Raw genomic sequence first — 20695 nt, 5'->3', positions numbered from 1 at the left:
TCCTTACCGTCCTGAGGTCAGGGCGCCCTCGGTGTCCCGGCGCAGAACGAAACGCTGGTACACGAGCGCGATGATCATGGAGATGACGAAGAGCACGACCGCCACCGCGTTGCCGTACCCGTAATTGCCGGCGTTGCGGCCCTCGGTGACCATGTAGGTCGCCATGGTCGACGTGCCCGCGGTCGACGCGACGTACTGGCCCCAGATGATGTAGACCAGGTCGAACAGCTGCAACGCGCCGATGATCGACAGGAAGGCCCAGATCCGGATGGTCGGCCCGAGCAGCGGGAGCATGATCCGCCGCTGGGTCTGCCAGTAGGAGGCGCCGTCGACCGCGGCGGCCTCGGTCAGCTCGGACGGGATGTTCTGCATGCCGGCCAGGAACAGGATCACCGCGAACCCGACGTATTTCCAGGTCAGGATGAGCATCAGGGTCCAGATGGCGATCTTCGGGTTCGCCAGCCAGTCCTCGGTCAGCCCGCCGAGCCCGATCGTGCGCAGGATGTCGTTGACCGCGCCGTTGGTCTGCAGCATCAGGGCCCAGGCCGTGCCGACGATCACCTCGGAGATCACGTACGGCACGAAGATCAGCACCCGGATCACCGACTGGCCGCGCATCCGATGGTTGAGCAGCAACGCCAGGCCGAGCGCGATCGGGCCCTGCAGGACGATCGACAGCACGACGATCTGGCCGTTGTGCCACAGCGCCTCGTGGAACGCGGTGTCCTTGAGGATGGTGACGTAGTTGTCCAGGCCGACGAAGTCGGTCGGCGGCCCGAAACCCTTCCAGCGGTAGAAGCCGTAGTACGCGGCCATCAGCACCGGGAAGATGACGAAGCCGACGAACATCAGGATCGCCGGGCCGGACAGGGCGGCGATCTCCAGGCGCTGTGCCCAGCCGATCCCGCGCCGGCGGGGACGGACCGGGGGCGGCGTCCGCACGCCACCCCCGAGCCGTGCCCTGTGGACGGGTGCGTCCTCAGTGACCGCCACGCCTCTCAGCCCTTCTTGGCCGCGTCGTTCACGGCCTGGATGATCCCGGCGACGTCGCCCTTGCCGGCGAGCAGGTTCACGACACCGATGTTCAGGGCGTTACCGACGTTCTGGCCGTACACCGTGTCAAGCCATTGCGAGACGTACGGCGCCTTGTTGTACGCGTCGAGCACCGCCTTGAGGTACTCCTCGGTGACGGCTCCCTGGGCGTCCTTGTTGACCGGCAGCGCGTTGAAGGCCTTGTAGTAGCCCTCCTGCACGTCCTTGGTGAGGATGTAGTTGAGGAAGTCGGCGCACTCCTTGGGCGCCTGCGCCGAGCAGGAGTAACCGTCCGCGCCGCCCATGATCGCGGCCGGGTCGCCCTGACCGCCGGGCACTGCCGGGAACGGGAAGAACCCGAGGTCGGGCATCGGCTTGGTGTCCTTGGTCAGCGACGCGATCACACCGGGGTCCCACGCGCCCATCAGTTCCATGCTCGCCTTGTAGTTGGCGACCAGGCCCGCCGAGCTGCCCGCGCCCTGCTGTGCCGAGGTGGTCAGGAAGCCGTCGTTGAAGGGCTTGGTGTCGGCGAAGGCCTTGAGGTCCTCACCGGCCTTGGTCCAGCACGGGTCGCTGAAGTTCTTGTCCTTGGCAGCCGCGTCGAGCGACGCCTGGTTGCAGGCGCGCAGGACGAAGAAGTAGTACCAGTGGGCGGCCGGCCACGCGTCCTTGCCGCCGAGCGCGATCGGCGTGCCGTTGGCCTTGAGCTTGGTCACCGCGGTGTTGAGCTCGTCGATGGTGGCCGGTGGCGTCGTGATGCCGGCTTTCTGGAACAGGTCCTTGCTGTACCAGAAACCCCCGGGAAGGATCGAGACGGGTACGGAGTACGCCTTCCCGTCGACCTGCCCGGTCCGCAGGGCCGCGTCGCCCACCGCCTGTTTCGTCTCGGCGGAGATGTCGGCGGTGATGTCCTTGAGCTGGCCCGCCTCCACCATCGCGGCCATCTTCCCGCCGCCGCGCTGCAGGAAGATGTCGGGCGCGGAACCGGAGTTCAGCGAGGTCTGCAGCTTGCCGTCCAGGTCCTCGTTCTGCACCTGCTGGATCTTGATCTTGACTTTCGGGTTGGCGGTCTGGAAGTCGGCGACCGTCTTCGCCCAGAAGTCCTTGCCCGGCCCGGTGCTGGCGTTGTGCCAGAACTGCATCGTGACGTCGCCGCCGGCGTCGGTGCCGCCGTCGTCGCTCCCGCAGGCGGCCAGGCTCAGGGCGCTCAGCGCCACGGCGGCAGCCATTGCGAGGGTCCGGTTAGGTGCCATGAAGCCCCACCTCTCGGTAGCGAAAGTTTCGGAGTGTTTCCGGAAGATGGCGCTTAAGCTATGAAGAGGCGGCAGCGATGTCAAGACATGCGTATCGATCCGACGTAACGCGTGCGTAATGTGCTCAACGCCGGTAGGTGCCCCCGGTGCCGCGGCGTGATACCAAGAGACACAGCGAAAGTCGGCGGAAGTTTCGCTGGCGGAACAACGGTGAAAGGCAGCTGATGACCCTCGAAGCCGTCATCAACCTGGACCTCGGCGGTCCGCGGATCAACCGGCATCTGTACGGGCACTTCGCCGAGCACCTGGGCCGGTGCGTCTACGGCGGTTTCTGGGTCGGCGAGGACTCCCCGATCCCGAACGCCGGCGGCATCCGCCTCGACGTCGTGCACGCCCTGCGCGCCCTGCGCATCCCGAACCTGCGCTGGCCGGGCGGCTGCTTCGCCGACGAATACCACTGGCAGGACGGCATCGGGCCGAGGGGCCAGCGGCCGGTCATGGTGAACACGCACTGGGGCGGGGTGGAGGAGAACAACCACTTCGGCACCCACGAGTTCATGGCGCTGTGCGAGCTGCTCGGCGCCGAGCCGTACATCAGCGGCAACGTCGGCTCCGGCACCGTGCGCGAGATGAGCGACTGGGTGGAGTACCTGACCCGGGACGGCGACTCACCGATGGCCCGGCTGCGCAAGGCCAACGGCCGCGACGAGCCGTGGCGGGTCAGGTTCTGGGGGCTGGGCAACGAGGCGTGGGGGTGCGGCGGGAACATGACCGCCGAGCACTACGCGCAGGAGGCCCGCCGCTACGGCACCTACTGCCGCGACTACGGCGACAACCGGCTCTACAAGATCGCTGCCGGTGCCAACGGCGAGGACTACGCCTGGACCGAGACCCTGATGAAACAGGTCGGGCACCTGGGCTGCCGGCACGTGCGCAGCACCGGGTACCACGCGCTGTCCCTGCACTACTACACGATCACCGGGCCCAGCTGGGACGAGAAGGGCTCGGCCACCGACTTCGGCACCGACGAGCACTACCGGACGATGGTGGCGGCGGCCCGCGTCGAGGAACTGCTGGCCGGTCACACGGCGGTGATGGACTGCTACGACCCGGCCGGGAGCGTCGGGCTGGTACTTGACGAGTGGGGCACCTGGTTCGACGTGGCGCCCGGCACCAACCCCGGCTTCCTGCACCAGCAGAACACCCTGCGCGACGCCCTGGTCGCGAGCGTGCACTTCGACGTGTTCCACCGGCACGCCGGCCGGCTGGTGATGGCCAACATCGCGCAGACGGTGAACGTGCTCCAGGCGATGATCCTCACCGACCCGGAGACGAACGCCCTGGTGCTCACCCCGACCTACCACGTCTTCCGGATGAACCGCGATCACCAGGACGCCACGTCGTTGCGGGTGGACCCGCGCACCCCACTGCCGTCCCGCCAGGTCGGCGACGCGACCCTGACCACCGTCTCGATGTCGGCCAGTCGCAAGGACGGGCGGTTGCTCGTGTCGCTGTCCAACCTGGACGCCGAGGCCCCCGCGGACGTGGAACTGGACCTGCGCGGCGGCGCCCTCGAGACGGCCGAGGCGGTGATCCTGACGTCCGCCGCCGTGCAGGACCACAACACGGCGCAGTCGCCGTCGACGGTGGCGCCGCGGCCGTACGACGGGGTGGCGCTGCACGGCGGCACGCTACGGGTTCACCTGCCGGCCCACTCGTTCGTCACGGTGAGCGGCGCCTGCGCGGTGCGGTAGACGGCCCGGTCGAAGTCGGCGTACCCGCCGTCGGCGCCCAGGTCCTGCACCCACAACCCGACGAAGGCGCCGGTGAAGCCCCACGCCTCCGGCTCCCCGGGAACCATCGTCGCGGCGTACTCGTCGGACAGCGTGGTGGCGTCGAAGGTGCGTCCGAGCTCCTGCCAGGCGCCGCCGGTGTCGGGGCCGGGCGTCCAGGCGAAGGTCAGGGCGGGTCCGTCCAGGCGGATCCGCAACCCCACCCGGTGTACGCCGCCGAGCGGCCGGCGCAGGCCCGAGGCGGTGACCCGGCCGCTGTCGCAGCACAGCACGTCGAGCACCGGCGTGCCGTCGTCGTCGGCGGTCACGTGCAGGTAGTACCAGTTCCGGGAGTTGTAGTACGCCGTCACCCCGGCCAGCCGGCGGAAGGTGCCGGGCTCGAACTCGCACGTCGCCTCGAAGGTGCAGCACGGGTCGGTCACCCGGCGGGCCACCAGGCTCGGCCGGTGCCGGGCCATCGGTGACTGGCCGCCCCGGATCCGCAGGTGCGACGCCCGGGCGGACAGGTCGAGCCAGTCCGGCGTGGCCGGGCGGCGCAGCGTCGACCAGTTGGGGCCGAGCACCGGGGCGTCGAAATGATCGTCCTCGAACTGCTCGGACGAGGGCGGCCGGACCGCCGGGGCGGCGCCGGCGGGGGCCGGGACCAGCTCGGCGGGCACGCCGCCGGGAATCCTCGGCCACTCGCCGGCCGGCCAGTCCACCCGTTGCAGGGCGGTCTCGCGGCCCAGGACGCACCGGACGGACGGCTGCACCGGCCGGGCCGTCAGGTGCGCCAGGTACCACTCGCCGGCGGGCGTCCGGACCAGGCTGCCGTGGCCCGCCTTCTGCAGCGTCAGGTCGGGGTGGCCCGCCGAGGTGAGCAGGGGACCGGCCGGGTCGGCCCGGTATTCGCCGAACAGGTGCCGGGACCGGGCGACGGTGACCTGGTGCGCCCAGCTGGTGCCGCCCTCCGCGGTGACCAGGTAGTACCAGCCGTCCTTGCGGTAGATGTTGGGCGCCTCGGTGAGACCGGCCTCGGTGCCGTCGAAGATGATCCGGTCCGGGCCGACCAGGCGGCGTTCCCGCCTGTCGTACTGCTGGATCGAGATGCCGGCGAAGCGGTTACGGCCCGGCCGCCAGTCGGCGCGCATCGACAGCATCCAGGTGGTGCCGTCCTCGTCGTGGAACAGCGAGGCGTCGAAGCCGCGGCCGTGCAGCACCACCGGATCCGACCAGGGCCCGGTCATGCTCGGCGCGGTGACCAGGTAGTTCTGCGGATCCCAATATCCGCCCGCGAACGTCGCCACGTCGGCGTAGAGCAGATGGAACAACCCGTGGGCGTACGTCAGATTGGGCGCCCAGACACCGCACGAGTCGGCCGTCCCGGTGAGGTCGAGCAGCCGGCGCTCGGTCAGCACGCCGCCGAGCGGCCGCCAGTCCACCAGGTCCGTCGAGTGGTGCACCCGCACGCCCGGGTACCACTCGAACGTGGACGTGGCGATGTAGTAGTCGGCGCCGACCCGCAGGATCGACGGGTCCGGGTGGAAGCCCGGCAGCACCGGGTTCCGGATGATCGGGCGATCGGCCTCGCCGTCACCGACGGGCGAGACCGCGGTCTTGGCGATCGTCATGGGAACCCTCCGACTTGTCGAAGGTGGCGCGGCGGACCGGCCCGCCGCGCCACGAGTACGGTGTTGGTGAGGCCGGCCGGTTCGGCCAGCCGGTCGGTTCAGCCGGCTCGGTCGGTTCAGCCGGCTCGGCAGGTGATCGTCGGCCACGTCCAGTTGTTGTTGGCCATGATCGTCACGCCGAAGTTGTTGCCGTTGCCGTTCGGTCTCGCGGTGACCGCGCCACTCGTCCCGCTGACCGCGGCGTTCCAGCTGTTCTGCACGCTCTGGCCGCCGTTGAGGTTGAGCGTGACGGTCCAGGTGCTGGTGCCGCTGACCGCGACGTTGAGGTTGAACCGGTCGCCGAACTGCTCACCGGCCGACAGCGTCGCGTTGCAGTTGCTGTTGTTCGGCGGCGGGCTGGACGGGTTGCCGGGGCTGCCGCCGCTGCCCTCCCGGACGGTGATGTCGGAGCTGCCGCTGCTCTGGTAACCCTCGGTCGCCATCACCTGGTAGGCGTGGTTGGTGCCGAGGTTCAGCCCGGCGCGCGCCCAGGCGTCGAAGTGGTTCGCCGTGGTGATGGTGCCAGAGCTGCGCTTCTGCTGGCGGACGCTCCAGAACTGGTAGAACGTCTGGTTGCCGTCGATCGACGGCGCGTTGACCCGCTGACTGCGCAGGATGTCGTACGTGCCGCCGTCGGTGGTGACCGTGCCCATCCGCTGGGCGCCGCTGCTCGGGTTGTAGCTGCCGAAGTTCTCGACGACGTAGTACTCGATGAGCGGGTTGCGCGTCCATCCGTACAGGGCGAGGTAGGTGTTGTTGTTGCCCGGGTTGTAGGTGCCCGAGTAGCTGACCGTCCGGCGGCTGCCGGTGGCCCAGCCCTTGCCGCCTACCCAGTTGTTGGTGCTGCGGTCCCAGCTGCTGGTGTACCGGCCGTCGGCGCGCAACGTCATGCTGGCGTTGCCGCTGTCCTTCCAGAACGAGAAGTAGTAGCCGTTGTGGGTTCCGGTGAGGTTCGAGGTGAGGGTCCGGTCGGCCTCGGCGTGCGCGGTGCCTGCCACGGTCACCCCGGCCACCGCCATCGCGACGGCACAGGCGGCGGCCGTGAACAGGCGGATGCGGCCACGTCGGTGGCGCGGGGGTCGGGCGAGATCTGCGGTCATGTGAGCGCGTCCTCCTTACGAAGGGGCTGACGGGGAACAGCCCCGCGGGGATGACGGCCATCGAGGCCCGTCACTGCGAGATCGTGGCCCGTACGTCTTCGGCTTGTCAACAACTTCCGGAAACATTACGGAAATACCGAAGTTGATCTACGGGCGCGGTGTAGGACCATAACGGCAGTTCGCGGCCGTTGAGCAGGCAAAAACGTGAATCCCGCCTGCGGTCTTGCATTGCAGGCGGGCATGAAGTGACACGTGTACTTCCGAAACTTTCGGTCAGGTCGGGCGTACGCGTCAATCCCCGTTCAAGGTGGCCACCGGGATGCCCTGCCGCTCGGCCCAGGACAGCGCCTGCCGGATGTGGTCCACCGGGAACGGGCGCTGCCGGGTGACCGTCACGACGGTGTGCGCCGTGGCCGGCGTGAACGTGTCCCGCGCGCTCGCCGCGAGCAGATCCGCGCCCACCCGGTGCGCCAGCTTCACGGCGTCGTCGGCGGAGAGCGCGGGCAGCATCAGCAGGAACGTGTCGTCGTCCAGCCTGGTCATCCGGTCGGCGTCACGCAGCAGGGGGCCGAGCACGCCGAGCAGCCCCTCGTTGCGCAGCATCCCGGCGCGCCGGCCGGTCTGCTCGGGCAACTGCTGCGCGGCCGGGACGCGCACACCCAGCAGGGCCACCGGGAGGGTTCCGGAAGCGGTGACCCCGCCGCTGCCGGACCAGCGCCCGACCTCCGCCGGTCCGCTCACCACGGGCCGGTCCGCGGCGGCGGCCTGCCGGCGGGCGAGCCGGGCGCTGTCGCGCTCGACCTGCTCGAGCAGGAACCGGACCGCGGCGTCGGCCCGCCGCTCACCGGTGCCGGCCGGCAGATCGCGGACGTAGGCGACGGCGCCGTCCAGGGCGGCGAGGGCGTCCGGGGCGAGACGATCGCCGAGCATGCTGCGCAGGCGTAGCACCTCGTGCAGGGCGTCGTCGCGGCGCAGGCTCCACCAGCCGTCGAAGAGCCGGCCCGCCTCCAGCGTCGCCGCGGAGCCGTCCACCTGTTCCCGGTCGTAGGCGTTGAGCACGGCACCGAAGCGCGGGGTCAGCACGACCACCGTCCACTCCCGGGCCGCCTCCTCGTCGGGATGCAGCAGCACCACGTGCGTGCCGGTCCCGGCCGCCGGCGGTTCGTCGGCGACCATGCAGACCACGGTGGCCGCCGCACGCACGGCGATCCGGTCGTACACCTGGCGTTCCCGTGCGAAGTACGGCGCCCGCTGGAAGAGCGCGAGAACCACCATCGGCCCGTCCTCCGCCGCGGCCAGAGCCGTCCGCTCGAGGGCGTGGGAGAGAGTCACCAGCGTGCGTTTCGTGAATGTGCGCCTGTCCGGGGTGTTCGACACCAGCGCAGCCTAGACGAATAGATCACGATGGCTCGAACGCGTGAGCCAGGCCGAGCCGCCGACATCAAAGGCCCCGATCGGTCGTACCGGGCGGCGGCGTCCCGGGCGGTGAGCGCGGAGCGGGCTGCCGGGTTGCCACCGCGGTGGTCCTGACGTTGTGTCGATGCGGTGAACCAGGGTCTGTCTTTTTTCAAGCCCCGGATCTTCATGTGGCACGGGGCTATCGTGAGCGCGGGACGAGTGTTGCTCGGAGTCAGCTCGTGCACGCGTCGCATTTTTCTCGCGGTGACCATAGCCCGGCAATGACTATTCCAGCGACGTTGATCGGCACTTGTACGTCGTACCTTTTCTTCGGGCGTGTCGAAGCAGTCATGGGTAGATTTCCGTAGGCTTGACCTGCGGCGGACTCCGCCGGCGTCTCGCGGCCAATCGGCGCGGCGCGTGGTACTTCGCCATTCACAGCATGACTGATGGAGCCGGCGGCTCACCGTGGCGCGCTCACCCGACAATCGTCAAGCAGCTCGAAAGGAAATCCGCATGCCAGGACTTGAAGGCAAAGTCACCGGAGCGAATGAGATCGGCGTCCTGGGAGAAAGCGACCAGGGCGAGGGTGTGCGCGGTGTCGGGCGATCGGGCGGTCATGCCGGGGTGGTGGGCGCCAATTCCGCGGGTGGTGCGGGTGTGTTCGGCGAGAGTGCGTCGGGTGAGGGTGTGCGCGGTGTCGGGCGCTCGAACGGCCACGCCGCGGTGGTGGGCGCCAATTCCGCGGGTGGTGCGGGTGTGTTCGGCGAGAGTGCGTCGGGTGAGGGTGTGCGCGGTGTCGGGCGCTCGAACGACCACGCCGCGGTCGTGGGCACCAACTCCGCGGGTGGTGCCGGGGTGTACGGCGAGAGTGCGTCGGGTGAGGGCGTGCACGGTGCCGGGCGCTCGAACACCTTCGCTGCGGTGGTGGGTGCCAACTCCGCGGGTGGGCCGGGCGTGTACGGGAAGAGCGCATCCGGGCCGGCCGGTTACTTCGACGGCGACGTTCGTGTCACTCGCAATCTGATCGTCAACGGCGACGTCCAATTGGTGGGCGCGGACGTCGCTGAGCAATTCGAGGTCCAGACGGTCCCCGGCGAGACGGCGGAACTTCTGCAACCGGGTTCGGTGGTCGTGCTCGACGAGGACGGCAGGGTCGGCACCTGTGGCGAGCCGTACGACAACCGGGTGGCCGGCATCATCTCGGGCGCCGGGGATCGAGTGCCGGCACTCGTGCTGGATCGCACGCACGACACCACACGGGAACGGCAACCGATCGCGGTCGTCGGCAAGGCGTGGTGCCTGGCTGATGCGACGGATGATCCGATCGCGGTGGGTGACCTCCTGACCACATCCACTCGTCCTGGTCATGCGATGCGCGCGGGGGACCGGCTCGCGAGCATCGGCGCGGTGGTGGGCAAGGCGCTGACCGCCCTTCCCTCCGGTACGGGCCAGGTCCTGGTCCTGGTCGGGCTGAGGTGACCGGGCATGGCAGCCGTCGAGAACGAAGTGTCCGGGCCCAACTCTGAAGGACGCCACGGGCACGATCAGGAGGATGATCCGCCGTTCTCGCGGCTGATCGCCTCGCGACGTGCACTGCTGCTCGCCGGGGGCGCCGGCGTCGGTGTGGTCGTCAGCGGAGGTGTTCTGGCCGACGGCGGAGGCGTTCTGGCCGACGGCGCCGCGGCAGCCGGCAGGCAACCGGATGGTCCCGGCGACGGGTTCGCCGACCCGGCGACGGCGGCACCGGGTTCTGCGCCATGGGTTCGCGGCGCGATCATTCAGCTGGGCGTCGACGGTCTACGACCTCATGGTGTGCGAGCGGTGCTGACGCAGGCGCGGGTGCGCACTCTCCGGGAACTCGTCACCAAGGCCCGGACCGCCCGGGAACTGCCGCCGCGTCTGCAGTTCCGCCTCCGCTATTTCATCGAACACGAGTCCACCGACGATTTCCTGCAAGGCGCAAGCGACGAAGTGTATCTGTCGGCCATCGGTACTGAATCCGGCAACGTCAGCCTCGGTGCCGGCGGAAAACCGGTGGCTCGAACCATGAACACCCCGCTGATCGGCGACGTCTCCGAGAACGCCGTCCGAGATCCGTGGCGGCGAAACCCCCATGTGCTGATGAACTTCGACCTGCGGCGACCCGCCGACTGGCCGCGGACCTTCGCGGTGACCCTGTTGCTCGTCGAGAAGGACAACGGAGATCTCGCCAGTTCCTTCAAGGACCTCAACGAAAAGGTCGGTAAGGCGGTCAGAGGTGCGGTGGAAAACGCAGCGAAATCGGCAGCGGGGGAAATCGTCGGCGCAACGATCGGCACGTTGATCCCGGGCGTGGGAAATGTCCTGGGCGCCGCGGTGGGCGCGCTCGCCGGAAAAGCATTCGAAGAAATCGTCGCGGCGATCGACAAGGGTCTCCAGAACGACCCGTTCACGCCGCAGACCATAGAAATCACGATCCCTGACCCTGAACAGGTCAGGCAGCACGCCGGTATCGGCAGACCTCAGGCTCACGTCATCAAGGAAATGGGAGCGCATTACACCATCGAGTACGACTGGTTCCTGGCCAGCTGAAGATCACCGGGCGAGCGAAGCCTCATGGGGCAGGTCCGGCACGGGTTCCGTCCACCGCCGGGGCGGGCTTTCTGCCGATCTGTGATGGAGCGGGCGCGGCGCGGAGCGCGTACGTGGGCCCGGAAACGGCAGTCATGGCCGGCACGGCCACCGGGTAGCGCCCGCAGCAAAGGCCTGGGCTGGGTCACTGGCGGCACGGTCGGTGCAACGCCCGGGGTCAAGGACGATCGACGGGGCGACCAGCCCGCCGGTGACGGCCGATGCCTGCCCTTGGCTCTGGCGCGATCCATCCGGGTCTGCCGGCCCGTAGATGTGGGTTCGCCCGCTGGACAAGCCGCCGCGGTCGGTTGCGCTGGCTCCGCAGGGCGATGTTGATCTGCGCGGGCGGTGTTGATCTGCTAGCGGTGCGAAATCGCGGTTTTGACCCCTTGATCACAGCAATTTCGTAGCGCTAGCAGATCAACATCTCGCCATGGGCGCCTCGCGGGTGCCCGGGTTGAGTGGGTTATCCCGATTGGGCGGGGGTATGCCTGTGGCATGGAACGAGTGAGCAGCAAGCACGGGCCTCGCCTGGACGAGGGCATGAAGCAGGAGGTCCGCGGCACCCTTCAGGGCGTCGCCGGTGGCCGGGCGGAGGAGTGGAAGACCGCCGAACCGCCGGGGGAGGACCAGCCCGAGGTGAGCCGCGTGCCCAACGCCGACGCCGCGTCCGATCTCAGCCGGTTCGGCCGCTACATCGGGCTGTCCAGCATGCCCGGTGACCGGGCCGCCCTGCGCCGCGGCGCGGAGGCCCTCGCGGCACCGGACGACGTGCTCGCCGACCTGGACGGGCTGCCCGAGGGCGTCGTCTTCCACACGGTCACCGAGATCTGGGCGGCCCTCGGCCGCGGCTCGGCCGAGCGGCAGCCGCGCTGACCCCGGATTGACCGAATCTGATCACCGGCGGCGGACGCTGGACCGGGCAGCCGGACGTGCGCCGGAACCGGCCCGCGTGGCCGGTCAGCCCGCGTGGCCGATCAACCTGCGTGGCCGGTCAGCCCGCGTGGCCGGTCAGCCCGCGTGGGCGGTCAGCCCGCGTGGGCGGGCACCCGGCTGGACTCGCGGGCGATCAGCTCGGGCTGGAAGACGACCTGCCGGTGGCCGTGCTGTGCCGGCTCGTGGATCTCCTCGAAGAGCAGTTGTGCGGCGACCCGGCCGAGCTGGTGGCGGGGTTGCCGCACGGACGTGAGCGGCACGGCGGCGGCCGCGGCGAAGTCGATGTCGTCGTAGCCGACGATCGCCAGGTCGTCCGGGACCCGCAGCCCTTCGCGGGTGGCCGTCTGCAGGGCGCCGAGGGCGAGGATGTCGTTGGCGCAGAACATCGCGGTGGGCCGGGTCGCGGCCGGCCGGCGGGCGAAGTCGGTCGCCGCGGTGCGGGCCGCCGCGACACCGAGGCCGCGCGTCTCGATGACCTCCAGGGTGCCGCCGGCCGCCTCGACCACTTCGCGGGCGCCGGCGAGCCGCGCGCCGACCTGCACGACGGTCAGTGGGCCGCCGACGAAGGCGATGTGCCGGTGACCGCGTTCGATCAGATGGGTGGCGGCCAGGGCGCCGCCGGTGTGGTCGTCGACCGTCACCGAGCAGATGTTGCGCCGGCCGGCCGGGTGGTCGAGCAGCACCACCGGGGTGCCGCGCGCGACGAGCGCGTCCATCCCGCCGGTCACCTGCCGGACCGGGGTGACCAGGATGCCCTGCACCCGCTGCGTCTCCAGTTGGCCGAGGTAGCGCAGCTCCCGGTCGGCGGACTTGTCGCTGTTGTAGAGCATCACGGTGACGTCGTGCTCGTCGGCGACGTCCTCGGCGCCGCGGGCGAGGTCGGCGAAGAACGGGTTCGTCACTTCGGGCACGACCAGGCCGATGGTGGAGGTGCGCCCGGCGACCAGGGCCCGGGCGGCGGCGTGCGGCACGTAACCGAGTTCGGCGATGGCGGCCTGCACCTTCGCGCGGGTGGCGGGGGAGACGGCCTGCGGCCGGTTGAGCACGTTGCTCACCGTGCCGACCGACACCCCGGCGCGCACGGCGACGTCCTCGATCCTGGCCATGGCCCGCAGCGTACGCCAGACGCTTCAATGATTCGACCCTCAAGTGCGGCACGTGGAGGCCTGTGTGTAGCGGCACAGCTAGGGCCAGGCTCGGTTATTGAATCGTTATAGCGAACGTTTCACCAGGTAAAATGCTTGTTTCATGTGGATCACAGAAACCTCTTGGTGTGACCTACTTGACGTCCTGAGGGGCCGCGTCGACTCTTTAGACGCTTCAAAAAAGTGCACCGCAGTCGTCTAGGAGGACCTGTGGCATCCGTCTTCAAGCCCAAGAACCTGCTCGCCGCGGCCGGCGTCGTCGCTCTGGCCCTGTCCACCGCGGCCTGCGGTGGTGGCGGCGACGACAGCGCGTCCGGCGGCAGCTCCGCCAAGAACTTCTCGTTCCTGGCGATCAACGAGAACACCACGATCGCCAGCACGCTCACCACGCTGAGCCAGAAGGAGTGCGCCACCCAGAACACGGCGCAGCCACTGGACATCAAGAAGCAGGCGCAGGCCAGCCTCGACCAGCAGCTGCAGCTGCTCGCCGGCCAGGGCGCGCTGCCGCAGCTGTTCACCGCGGCCAACGCGCCGTCGCTGACGAGCCAGCTCGCCGACAACGGCACGGTGCTCGACGCGGCCGCCGTCTCCACGGGCGTACAGCCCGCCGCCAGCTCGGTGATCAAGGCGCTCTACGACGGCAAGCAGCTCGTCCTGCCGACCGAGCTGAACATCGAGGGCATCTGGTACAACAAGAAGCTGCTGGCCGACAACGGCATCACCACGCCGCCGGCCACCTGGGATGACCTGGTCGCGGCGTTCGCGAAGCTGCAGGCCGCCGGTGTCCAGCCGATCTCAGCGGCCGGCAAGGGCGGCGACGGCTGGGGCGTGACCCGCTGGGTCGGCAACTACATCCTGCGTCAGCAGGGCCCGGACGCGCTGAAGAAGGTCGCCGACGGGCAGGCCAAGCTCACCGACCCGCAGTACGTCGCGGGTGCCGACGCGATCGCCGCGCTCGGCAAGGCCGGCTACTTCGGCAAGTCGCCCACCTCGATCGACTACGCGACCGCGCTCAACACGTTCCTGACCGGCAAGGCCGCCTTCATCTACATGGGCTCCTGGGCGCTGTCCGACTTCAACGACGAGAGCAAGAACAAGATCGGCGCGGACAACGTCGGCTTCCTCAAGTTCCCGACCGTCGCCGGCGGCGCCGGCACCGCCGACCAGACCCCGGCCAACGTCGGCACCGCGATTGCCATCTCCAAGAAGGCGTACGAGAACGACACCAACACCCAGGCCTGGGTCAAGTGCATCGTCGACAACTACGGCACCGTGGCGCTGCGCGACTCCAGCCAGATCACCGGTTTCAAGACCGACGCCGCCGTCGAGGTCCCGGCCCTGACCAAGCAGATCCAGGACGAGATCGCGGGCGTGCAGACAAGCGTCCTGTGGTTCGAGGCGTACTTCTCCGCCAAGGCGACCACGGTCAGCCAGGGCAACGGCGGCCTGCTCGGCGGCGGCCAGCTGACCGGCGAGAAGTTCATGCAGACCGTCACCTCGAACCTGAGCTGATCACCGGTGGATGCCGGCGGCCCCGGCCGCCGGCATCCGGACGAAGGGACGTATCCAAAGGATGCACAGCGTGCTCGGCGACCGGAAGTCGGTCGCCATCCTCCTCGGACCGGCGCTGCTGGTCTATTCCCTGGTGATGCTGCTGCCGATGCTGTGGTCGCTGGGGTACACGTTCTTCACCGGCAGCGTCATCTCCGGGTTCACCTGGGCCGGCACGGCGAACTTCAGCAAACTGCTCGACGACCCGGCGCTGCCCGGCGCCCTGTGGTTCACCGTCAAGTACGCGGTGGTCATCACGGTCGGCCAGGTCCTCGTGGGCTACCTGCTCTCCCTGCTCTACGTGTTCTTCCTGCGCCGGGCCGGTTCGATCGTGCGTACCCTGGTCTTCTTCCCGGTCATCCTGCCCACCGTCGCGGTGGCGCTGCTGTTCCAGAAGTTCTTCGAGTTCGCGCCGCAGACCGGTCCGGTCAACGCCGCCATCGAGGCGTTCGGCGGCACCGGGATCGACTGGTTCAGCACCCCCGGCAACGCGTTCTTCGTCGTCGCACTGATGGACATCTGGCGGTCGATGGGGTTCTACGCGGTGCTGCTCTACGCCGGCCTGCTCGACATCCCCGACGAGGTGATGGAGGCCGCCTCGATCGACGGCGCCTCGACCTGGCGGCTGATCCGCAGCATCATCGTGCCGCTGTCGCTGCCGGTGCTCGTCTCCTCGCTGGTGTTCAGCATCAACGGCACCCTCAAGGCGTTCGACTCGATCTACGCGCTCACCGGTGGCGGGCCGGGCAGCGCCACCACCCCGCTGACGCTGTACATGTACCAGACCTCGTTCGCCTACGGCGACTACGGGTACGGCTCGACGATCGCGCTCACGCTGACCGCGCTGTGCCTGCTGGTCACCGTCTTCATCTTCCGCGGCACCCGTCGCGACACCGGGCTGGGGTGACCATGACACTGACCACCGAACCCACCACGCCGGCGCCGGCAGTCACGAAGCGGCGCCCCGCACGCAACCGCAACGTCGGCCGGACGCTGCGGCGACTGCCCGGGCACGCCCTCGTCGGTCTGCTGCTGCTCGTCGTCGCGTACCCCCTGATCTGGCTCTTCCTCGGCTCCTTCAAGACGCAGGACGAGTTCCTCAACAAGCCGACCACCTCGTTGCCGGAGAGCTTCACCAACTTCGCCAACTACACGCAGGCCTGGTCGTCGGTCGCCACCTACCTGCAGAACTCGCTGCTCACCGTGCTGCCGTCGCTCGCGCTGATCATCGTGCTCGGCACCGCCGCCGGGTTCGCCCTGGAGGTGCTCGTCTGGAAGGGCCGGCAGACCACGCTGATGCTGTTCCTGGCCGGCATCATGATCCCCGGCCAGATGATCCTGCTGCCGCTGTTCACCGTCTACTTCCAGCTGCACCTGACCGGCACGCTGTGGCCGCTGATCATCACGTACACGGCGACCGGCCTGCCGCTGACCGTGTTCATGATGGCCACCTACTTCCGGGCCATCCCGAAGACGGTGTTCGAGGCCGCCACCATGGACGGCGCCAGCGTGATCCGCTCGTTCTGGTCGATCGGCTTCCCGATGATGCGCAACTCGGTGCTGACCATCGCGCTGGTGCAGTTCTTCTTCCTCTGGAACGACCTGCTCATCGCGCTGACCTTCACCACCGACGACGCCCAGCGCACCGTGCAGGTCGGCCTGCTCAACTTCACCGGCCAGTTCGGCGTCGTCGAGTACGGTCCCACCTTCGCCGCCATCTGCATCAACGTGCTGCTGATCCTGGCCATCTACATCTTCCTCAACCAGCGAGTCATGCGCGGCCTGGCGGCCGGCGCGGTGAAGGGCTGAGCTTTGTCGCACCAGAACCACCGGGGTACGCGTGTGCGCGCACCCCGCATCGAACACCACACCCGGCCGCTCGGCATCGGCGAACCCGCACCGCGGCTGTCCTGGCAGGTCGAGACCACCGAACCCGGCTGGCGGCAGCGGGCCTACCAGGTCGACGCCGGCCGCTGGACCAGCGACATCATCGAGTCCGCGGACAGCGTGCTGGTCGCCTGGCCCGGCCCGGCGCTGGCGTCCCGCGAACGCGCCGACGTCCGGGTCCGGGTCTGGGCCGAAGGCTCCACCGAACCCACCGCGTGGAGCGCCACCACGACCGTCGAGACCGGACTGCTCACGCCCGGCGACTGGCAGGCCCGGTTCGTCGGCTCCACCGACACCACCGCGGGGGACCGGCGGCCGGTCCTGCTGCGGCGCGATTTCGGGGTACGGGCGGACGTCGCGCGCGCCCGGCTCTACGTGACCGCCTGCGGCCTGCACGAGATGCACGTCAACGGGGTGCCGGCCGGTGACGACGTGCTCGCGCCCGGCTGGACCAGTTACCACCACCGGCTGCACTACCAGACCTACGACGTCACGGACCTGCTCCGGAGCGGGGACAACACGATCACCGGCTGGCTGGCCGACGGCTGGTGGCGCGGTGAGTACGGCTGGAACCGGATCGGCGAACGCTACGGCGCCGACACCGCGCTGCTGGCCCAGCTGGAGATCGAGCACACCGACGGGTCGATCGAGCGGGTCGTCACCGACGAGACGTGGGCCTGGTCGTACGGGCCGATCCTGAGTTCCGGCATCTACGACGGTGAGCGCCACGACGCCCGCGTCGTGGCCGGGGAGCGGCAGCCCGTACAGCTGAAATCGCCCCAGGTCGGTGCGCTGACCGCGCCCACCGGCCCGCCGGTGCGCCGCACCGCGACCCTGCCGCCGATCGAGGTCACCCGCGTCGACGCCGGCACCCACCTGCTCGACTTCGGGCAGAACCTGGCCGGCCGCCTGCGGATCACCGTGACCGGCCCGGCCGGCACCGAGATCGGCATGCGGCACGCCGAGGTCCTGGAGGACGGGCGGCTCTGCACCCGCCCGATCCGCACCGCCGACGCCCACGACGTCTACGTGCTCGCCGGGGACGGGGAGGAGACGTGGGAGCCGCGGTTCACCTACCACGGCTTCCGGTACGCCGAGATCACCGGCTGGCCCGGCGACCTGGACCCGGCCGCCGTCGTCGCCGTGGTCTGCCACGACGACATGCCCGAGACCGGCACGTTCACCTGCTCCAACCCGCTGCTGCAACGGCTGCACGACAACGTGCGGTGGAGCATGCGCGGCAACTTCGTCTCGGTGCCCACCGACTGCCCGCAACGCGACGAACGCCTCGGCTGGACCGGCGACCTGCAGGTCTTCGCGCCCACCGCCGCCTTTTTGTACGACGCGACCGGTACCGTCACCGGGTGGCTCGCCGACGTGGCCGCCGAGACCGGCGACGACGGGCTGGTCCCGCTCTACGTCCCGCACATCGAAACCGACTTCCCGCAGTTCCACTGCGCGGTCTGGGGCGACGCCACCACCGTGGTGCCGCAGGTGCTCCACGACCGGGCCGGTGACCCCACGCCGATCCTGGCCGGGTACGAGACCGCCCGCGCCTGGGTCGACGCCTGCCGGCGGATGCTCGACGACCGCGACGTCATCTCGACCGGCCTGCAACTCGGCGACTGGCTAGACCCGGCCGCCCCGCCGGACCGGCCGGAGCAGGCGCGCACCGACCCCTACCTGGTCGCCACCGCCTACCTCGCCCACTCGGCGCGGCTGCTGGCGGGACAGGCCCGGCTGATCGGCAAGGACGACGACGCCGCCACCTACGACGAGCTCGCCCGCCGGGTGACCGACGGGTTCCGCCGCGAGTTCGTCACCGCCGGCGGCCGCTGCGTCTCCGACGCGCAGACCGCGTACGCCCTGGCCATCTGCTTCGACCTGCTCACCCCCGAGCAGCGCGGGCCGGCCGGCGACCGGCTCGCCCAGCTCGTCCGGGACGCCGAGTTCCGGATCGGCACCGGGTTCGCCGGCACCCCGCTCGTGCTCGACGCGCTGAGCGAGACCGGGCACCTGGAGGAGGCGTACCGGCTGCTGCTGGAGACCGGCTGCCCGTCCTGGCTCTACCCGGTCACGATGGGCGCCACCACCATCTGGGAACGCTGGGACAGCATGCTGCCCGACGGCACCGTCAACCCGGGCAACATGACGTCGTTCAACCACTACGCCCTCGGTGCGGTCGCCGACTGGCTGCACCGGACCGTCGCCGGGCTGGCACCGGCCGCGCCCGGCTACCGGACGGTGTCGGTGCGGCCCCGGCCCGGCGGCGGGCTCACGCACGCGGCGGCACGGCACCTGTCCCCGTACGGTGAGGTCGCCGTCGCCTGGCATCGGGACGCCGGCACCCTGCACGTGGCGGTGACGATCCCGCCGGGCTGCGACGCCGTGATCGACCTGCCCGGCGCCGGCCCGGCGACCGCCGGCGCGGGGGAGCACCTGTTCACCGTGCCGTTCCGGCCGGCCGTCGACGACCCGATCCAGCCACTCCCGGCCCGGCAACGGTTCTGAGGTGGCGCGGTGGCTCCCGTACCCTCTGTCCGGGAGCCACCGACCGGTGGGCAGTGCGAGAGGACGGCAGTGGCACGCGCGACGATCCGGGATGTGGCTCGCGTGGCAGGCGTCTCCGACGGCACCGTGAGCAACACGCTCAACCGGCCGCACCTGGTCAACCCGGAAACCCGGGAACGGGTGCTGGCCGCGATGACCGAGGTCGGCTACGTGCCCAACGCCGCCGCCCGCGCCCTGCGGGTCGGCCGCACCCGCACCATCGGCCTGGTCGTGCTCGACTTCGGCAACCCGTTCTTCGCCGAGGTCGCCGCCGGCGCCGAGCGCGCCGCCACCGCCGCAGGCGCCGACCTCGCCCTGTTCAACACCGGCATCGGCCGGCACGAACGCGAGAAGCGGCTGCTGACCCGGCTCGCCGAACGCCGCCTCGACGGCCTGATCATCACACCGCACGACGTCCACGACCCGCTGCTGGCCGTCATCGAGGAACGCGGCACCCCGGTCGTCGTCCTGGCCCGCGAGGTGCCCGGCCGCCGACGCAGCGCGGTCCGCAGCGACGACCTGCTCGGCGGTGAGCTGGCCGCCCGGCACCTGCTCGACCAGGGCCACCGCCGGCTGGCCTTCGCCGGCTGGCGCCACGACGAGCGCTATCAGGGCGCGACTACCGTCGCCGGTGCCGCCGGCGCCACCCTGACCTGGATGGGCACCGACGGCGACGGCATCGCCGACGGTCTCGCCGTCGGCGCCCGGCTCACCACCCTGACCGGCGACGACCGGCCCACCGCCGTCTTCTGCGCCAACGACCTCATCGCCACCGGCCTGGTGCAGACCGTCACCCAGCACGGCTGGTGGATCCCGCAGGACCTCGCCGTCGTCGGCTTCGACGGCACCGACCTGGCCAGCGCCGCCGCCGCCGTCGAGCTCACCAGCGTCCACCAGCCGGCCGCCGCGCTCGGCGAGGCGGCGGTGCGCCAGGTCCTCGACGAGATGAACAATCCCGGACACACCCCGCAGGACATCGTCTTCCAGCCGGAGTTGGTGGTCCGCGAGTCCACCACCCGCCGCGGTGCCTGACGAGTCGGTCCTCGCGCGGGCCGCCCGGATCCTGCGCGCGTTCACGCCCGACGACCCGGAGCTGTCGGTCTCCGAGATCGGGCGCCGGGCCGGCCTGCACGTGGCCACGGCGTCCCGGCTGATCGCCACGATGGTCGCCGAGGGGCTGCTGGAACGGTCCGCAGCCGGTGGCGTACGCATCGGGATGCGGCTGTGGGAACTCGCCCAGCGCGCCTCGCCCACGCTGGGCCTGCGGGAGGCCGCGATGCCGTTCCTCGAGGACCTGCACGCCGTCATCGGCCACCACGTGCAGATCGGCGTCCTGGAAGGCGGCGAGGTCCTCTTCGTCGAGCGGCTCTCCGCCCGCGACGCGGTGATCAACGTGACCCGGGTGGCCGGCCGGCTGCCGCTGCACGCCTCCTCGGCCGGCCTGGTGCTGCTCGCGCACGCCCCGCACGAGGTCCAGCAGCGCGTGCTGGACGGCCCGCTGCCGGCCCTCACCCCCGCGACGATCACCACGGCGGCGCGGCTGCGCGGCGTCCTGGCCGGGATCAGGCAGCAGGGGTACGTGATCTGTCCCGGTCACATCCATCCGGACGCTACGGGCGTGGGCGTACCCGTGACCGCCGGAACCGGCCCCGGCAGCCCGGTCATCGCCGGCCTGTCCGCGATCGTCCCGAACGACGGGCGCGCCCCGGCGGCGGTCCCGGCCCTGCGCGCCGCCGCCCGCGGCATCACCCGGACGCTGCTCGCCGCGACCCCCGCGCGGGGCTGATC

At 70.2% G+C, this 20695-nt stretch carries 16 protein-coding genes; 10 read left to right on the top strand and 6 right to left on the bottom strand.

Annotated features, from left to right (window positions below):
• Nucleotides 1-3: 3 nt before the first annotated feature.
• Together LPA41_RS30170 and LPA41_RS30165 are read right to left on the bottom strand one after the other, a co-directional pair.
• Nucleotides 4-993, bottom strand: coding sequence for a carbohydrate ABC transporter permease (locus LPA41_RS30170; protein ID WP_229074406.1), 990 nt, complete (start codon nt 991-993; stop codon nt 4-6).
• Nucleotides 994-998: 5 nt separating this feature from the next.
• A complete protein-coding gene (locus LPA41_RS30165) occupies nt 999-2285 on the bottom strand; it encodes an ABC transporter substrate-binding protein (RefSeq protein ID WP_229074405.1) in 1287 nt (428 codons plus the stop codon).
• Between the two features lie 224 nt (nt 2286-2509).
• On the opposite strand from LPA41_RS30165, the gene LPA41_RS30160 reads away from it, so the two are divergent.
• Nucleotides 2510-4039, top strand: coding sequence for an alpha-N-arabinofuranosidase (locus LPA41_RS30160; protein WP_229074403.1), 1530 nt, complete (start codon nt 2510-2512; stop codon nt 4037-4039).
• On the opposite strand, the gene LPA41_RS30155 is transcribed toward LPA41_RS30160, so the two are convergent.
• The 3 genes from LPA41_RS30155 to LPA41_RS30145 all read right to left on the bottom strand — a co-directional run bounded on the left by LPA41_RS30155 (nt 3985) and on the right by LPA41_RS30145 (nt 8204).
• Nucleotides 3985-5688, bottom strand: a complete 1704-nt coding sequence (locus tag LPA41_RS30155) for a glycoside hydrolase family 43 protein (RefSeq protein ID WP_229074401.1) — start codon at nt 5686-5688, stop codon at nt 3985-3987. The two genes, LPA41_RS30160 and LPA41_RS30155, sit on opposite strands and share 55 nt — an antisense overlap.
• A 116-nt stretch (nt 5689-5804) precedes the next feature.
• Entirely contained in the window at nt 5805-6827 is a 1023-nt protein-coding gene (locus LPA41_RS30150; protein ID WP_229074399.1) for a glycoside hydrolase family 11 protein, read from the bottom strand.
• 291 nt (nt 6828-7118) lie between these two features.
• Nucleotides 7119-8204, bottom strand: a complete 1086-nt coding sequence (locus LPA41_RS30145) for a DICT sensory domain-containing protein (RefSeq protein ID WP_229074398.1) — start codon at nt 8202-8204, stop codon at nt 7119-7121.
• 489 nt (nt 8205-8693) lie between these two features.
• Here LPA41_RS30145 and LPA41_RS30140 point away from each other — a divergent pair, with 489 nt between their 5' ends.
• From LPA41_RS30140 to LPA41_RS30130, 3 genes are all read left to right on the top strand, one after another.
• Entirely contained in the window at nt 8694-9707 is a 1014-nt protein-coding gene (locus LPA41_RS30140) for a hypothetical protein (protein WP_229074396.1), read from the top strand.
• Between the two features lie 6 nt (nt 9708-9713).
• Entirely contained in the window at nt 9714-10799 is a 1086-nt protein-coding gene (locus LPA41_RS30135; RefSeq protein ID WP_229074394.1) for a hypothetical protein, read from the top strand.
• Between the two features lie 537 nt (nt 10800-11336).
• Complete coding sequence (locus LPA41_RS30130) at nt 11337-11714, top strand: hypothetical protein (protein WP_229074393.1); 378 nt, start codon at nt 11337-11339, stop codon at nt 11712-11714.
• Nucleotides 11715-11866: 152 nt separating this feature from the next.
• On the opposite strand, the gene LPA41_RS30125 is transcribed toward LPA41_RS30130, so the two are convergent.
• Complete coding sequence (locus LPA41_RS30125) at nt 11867-12880, bottom strand: LacI family DNA-binding transcriptional regulator (protein WP_229074391.1); 1014 nt, start codon at nt 12878-12880, stop codon at nt 11867-11869.
• Between the two features lie 249 nt (nt 12881-13129).
• Here LPA41_RS30125 and LPA41_RS30120 point away from each other — a divergent pair, with 249 nt between their 5' ends.
• From LPA41_RS30120 to LPA41_RS30095, 6 genes are all read left to right on the top strand, one after another.
• Complete coding sequence (locus tag LPA41_RS30120) at nt 13130-14431, top strand: extracellular solute-binding protein (RefSeq protein WP_229074389.1); 1302 nt, start codon at nt 13130-13132, stop codon at nt 14429-14431.
• Between the two features lie 61 nt (nt 14432-14492).
• Nucleotides 14493-15377 (top strand): carbohydrate ABC transporter permease, encoded by an 885-nt coding sequence (locus tag LPA41_RS30115; RefSeq protein WP_229074387.1) that lies wholly within the window; start codon nt 14493-14495, stop codon nt 15375-15377.
• A gap of 2 nt (nt 15378-15379) precedes the next feature.
• Complete coding sequence (locus tag LPA41_RS30110; RefSeq protein WP_229074385.1) at nt 15380-16279, top strand: carbohydrate ABC transporter permease; 900 nt, start codon at nt 15380-15382, stop codon at nt 16277-16279.
• A gap of 33 nt (nt 16280-16312) precedes the next feature.
• The gene (locus LPA41_RS30105) at nt 16313-18868 is read left to right on the top strand and encodes an alpha-L-rhamnosidase (protein ID WP_229074384.1); all 2556 of its coding nucleotides are present in this window, start codon (nt 16313-16315) and stop codon (nt 18866-18868) included.
• Nucleotides 18869-18961: 93 nt separating this feature from the next.
• A complete protein-coding gene (locus tag LPA41_RS30100) occupies nt 18962-19939 on the top strand; it encodes a LacI family DNA-binding transcriptional regulator (protein ID WP_229074383.1) in 978 nt (325 codons plus the stop codon).
• Nucleotides 19932-20693 (top strand): IclR family transcriptional regulator, encoded by a 762-nt coding sequence (locus tag LPA41_RS30095; protein WP_229074382.1) that lies wholly within the window; start codon nt 19932-19934, stop codon nt 20691-20693. Before LPA41_RS30100 ends, LPA41_RS30095 begins: the two co-directional genes overlap by 8 nt.
• The last annotated feature ends 2 nt before the right edge of the window (nt 20694-20695 follow it).

It is taken from the genome of Actinoplanes sp. DH11 (assembly GCF_020873875.1).
Lineage (GTDB): Bacteria > Actinomycetota > Actinomycetes > Mycobacteriales > Micromonosporaceae > Actinoplanes.
Note: the sequence above shows the minus strand (reverse complement) of the source record. Positions and strands in the feature narration are given on the sequence as shown.

Bases quoted from the DNA above. Each gene is read 5' to 3' on its own strand.
- LPA41_RS30165 (WP_229074405.1), bottom strand. From the start codon at position 2,285: ATGGCACCTAACCGGACCCTCGCAATGGCTGCCGCCGTGGCGCTGAGC.
- LPA41_RS30160 (WP_229074403.1), top strand. From the start codon at position 2,510: ATGACCCTCGAAGCCGTCATCAACCTGGACCTCGGCGGTCCGCGGATC.
- LPA41_RS30155 (WP_229074401.1), bottom strand. From the start codon at position 5,688: ATGACGATCGCCAAGACCGCGGTCTCGCCCGTCGGTGACGGCGAGGCC.
- LPA41_RS30150 (WP_229074399.1), bottom strand. From the start codon at position 6,827: ATGACCGCAGATCTCGCCCGACCCCCGCGCCACCGACGTGGCCGCATC.
- LPA41_RS30135 (WP_229074394.1), top strand. From the start codon at position 9,714: ATGGCAGCCGTCGAGAACGAAGTGTCCGGGCCCAACTCTGAAGGACGC.
- LPA41_RS30130 (WP_229074393.1), top strand. From the start codon at position 11,337: ATGGAACGAGTGAGCAGCAAGCACGGGCCTCGCCTGGACGAGGGCATG.
- LPA41_RS30125 (WP_229074391.1), bottom strand. From the start codon at position 12,880: ATGGCCAGGATCGAGGACGTCGCCGTGCGCGCCGGGGTGTCGGTCGGC.
- LPA41_RS30115 (WP_229074387.1), top strand. From the start codon at position 14,493: ATGCACAGCGTGCTCGGCGACCGGAAGTCGGTCGCCATCCTCCTCGGA.
- LPA41_RS30110 (WP_229074385.1), top strand. From the start codon at position 15,380: ATGACACTGACCACCGAACCCACCACGCCGGCGCCGGCAGTCACGAAG.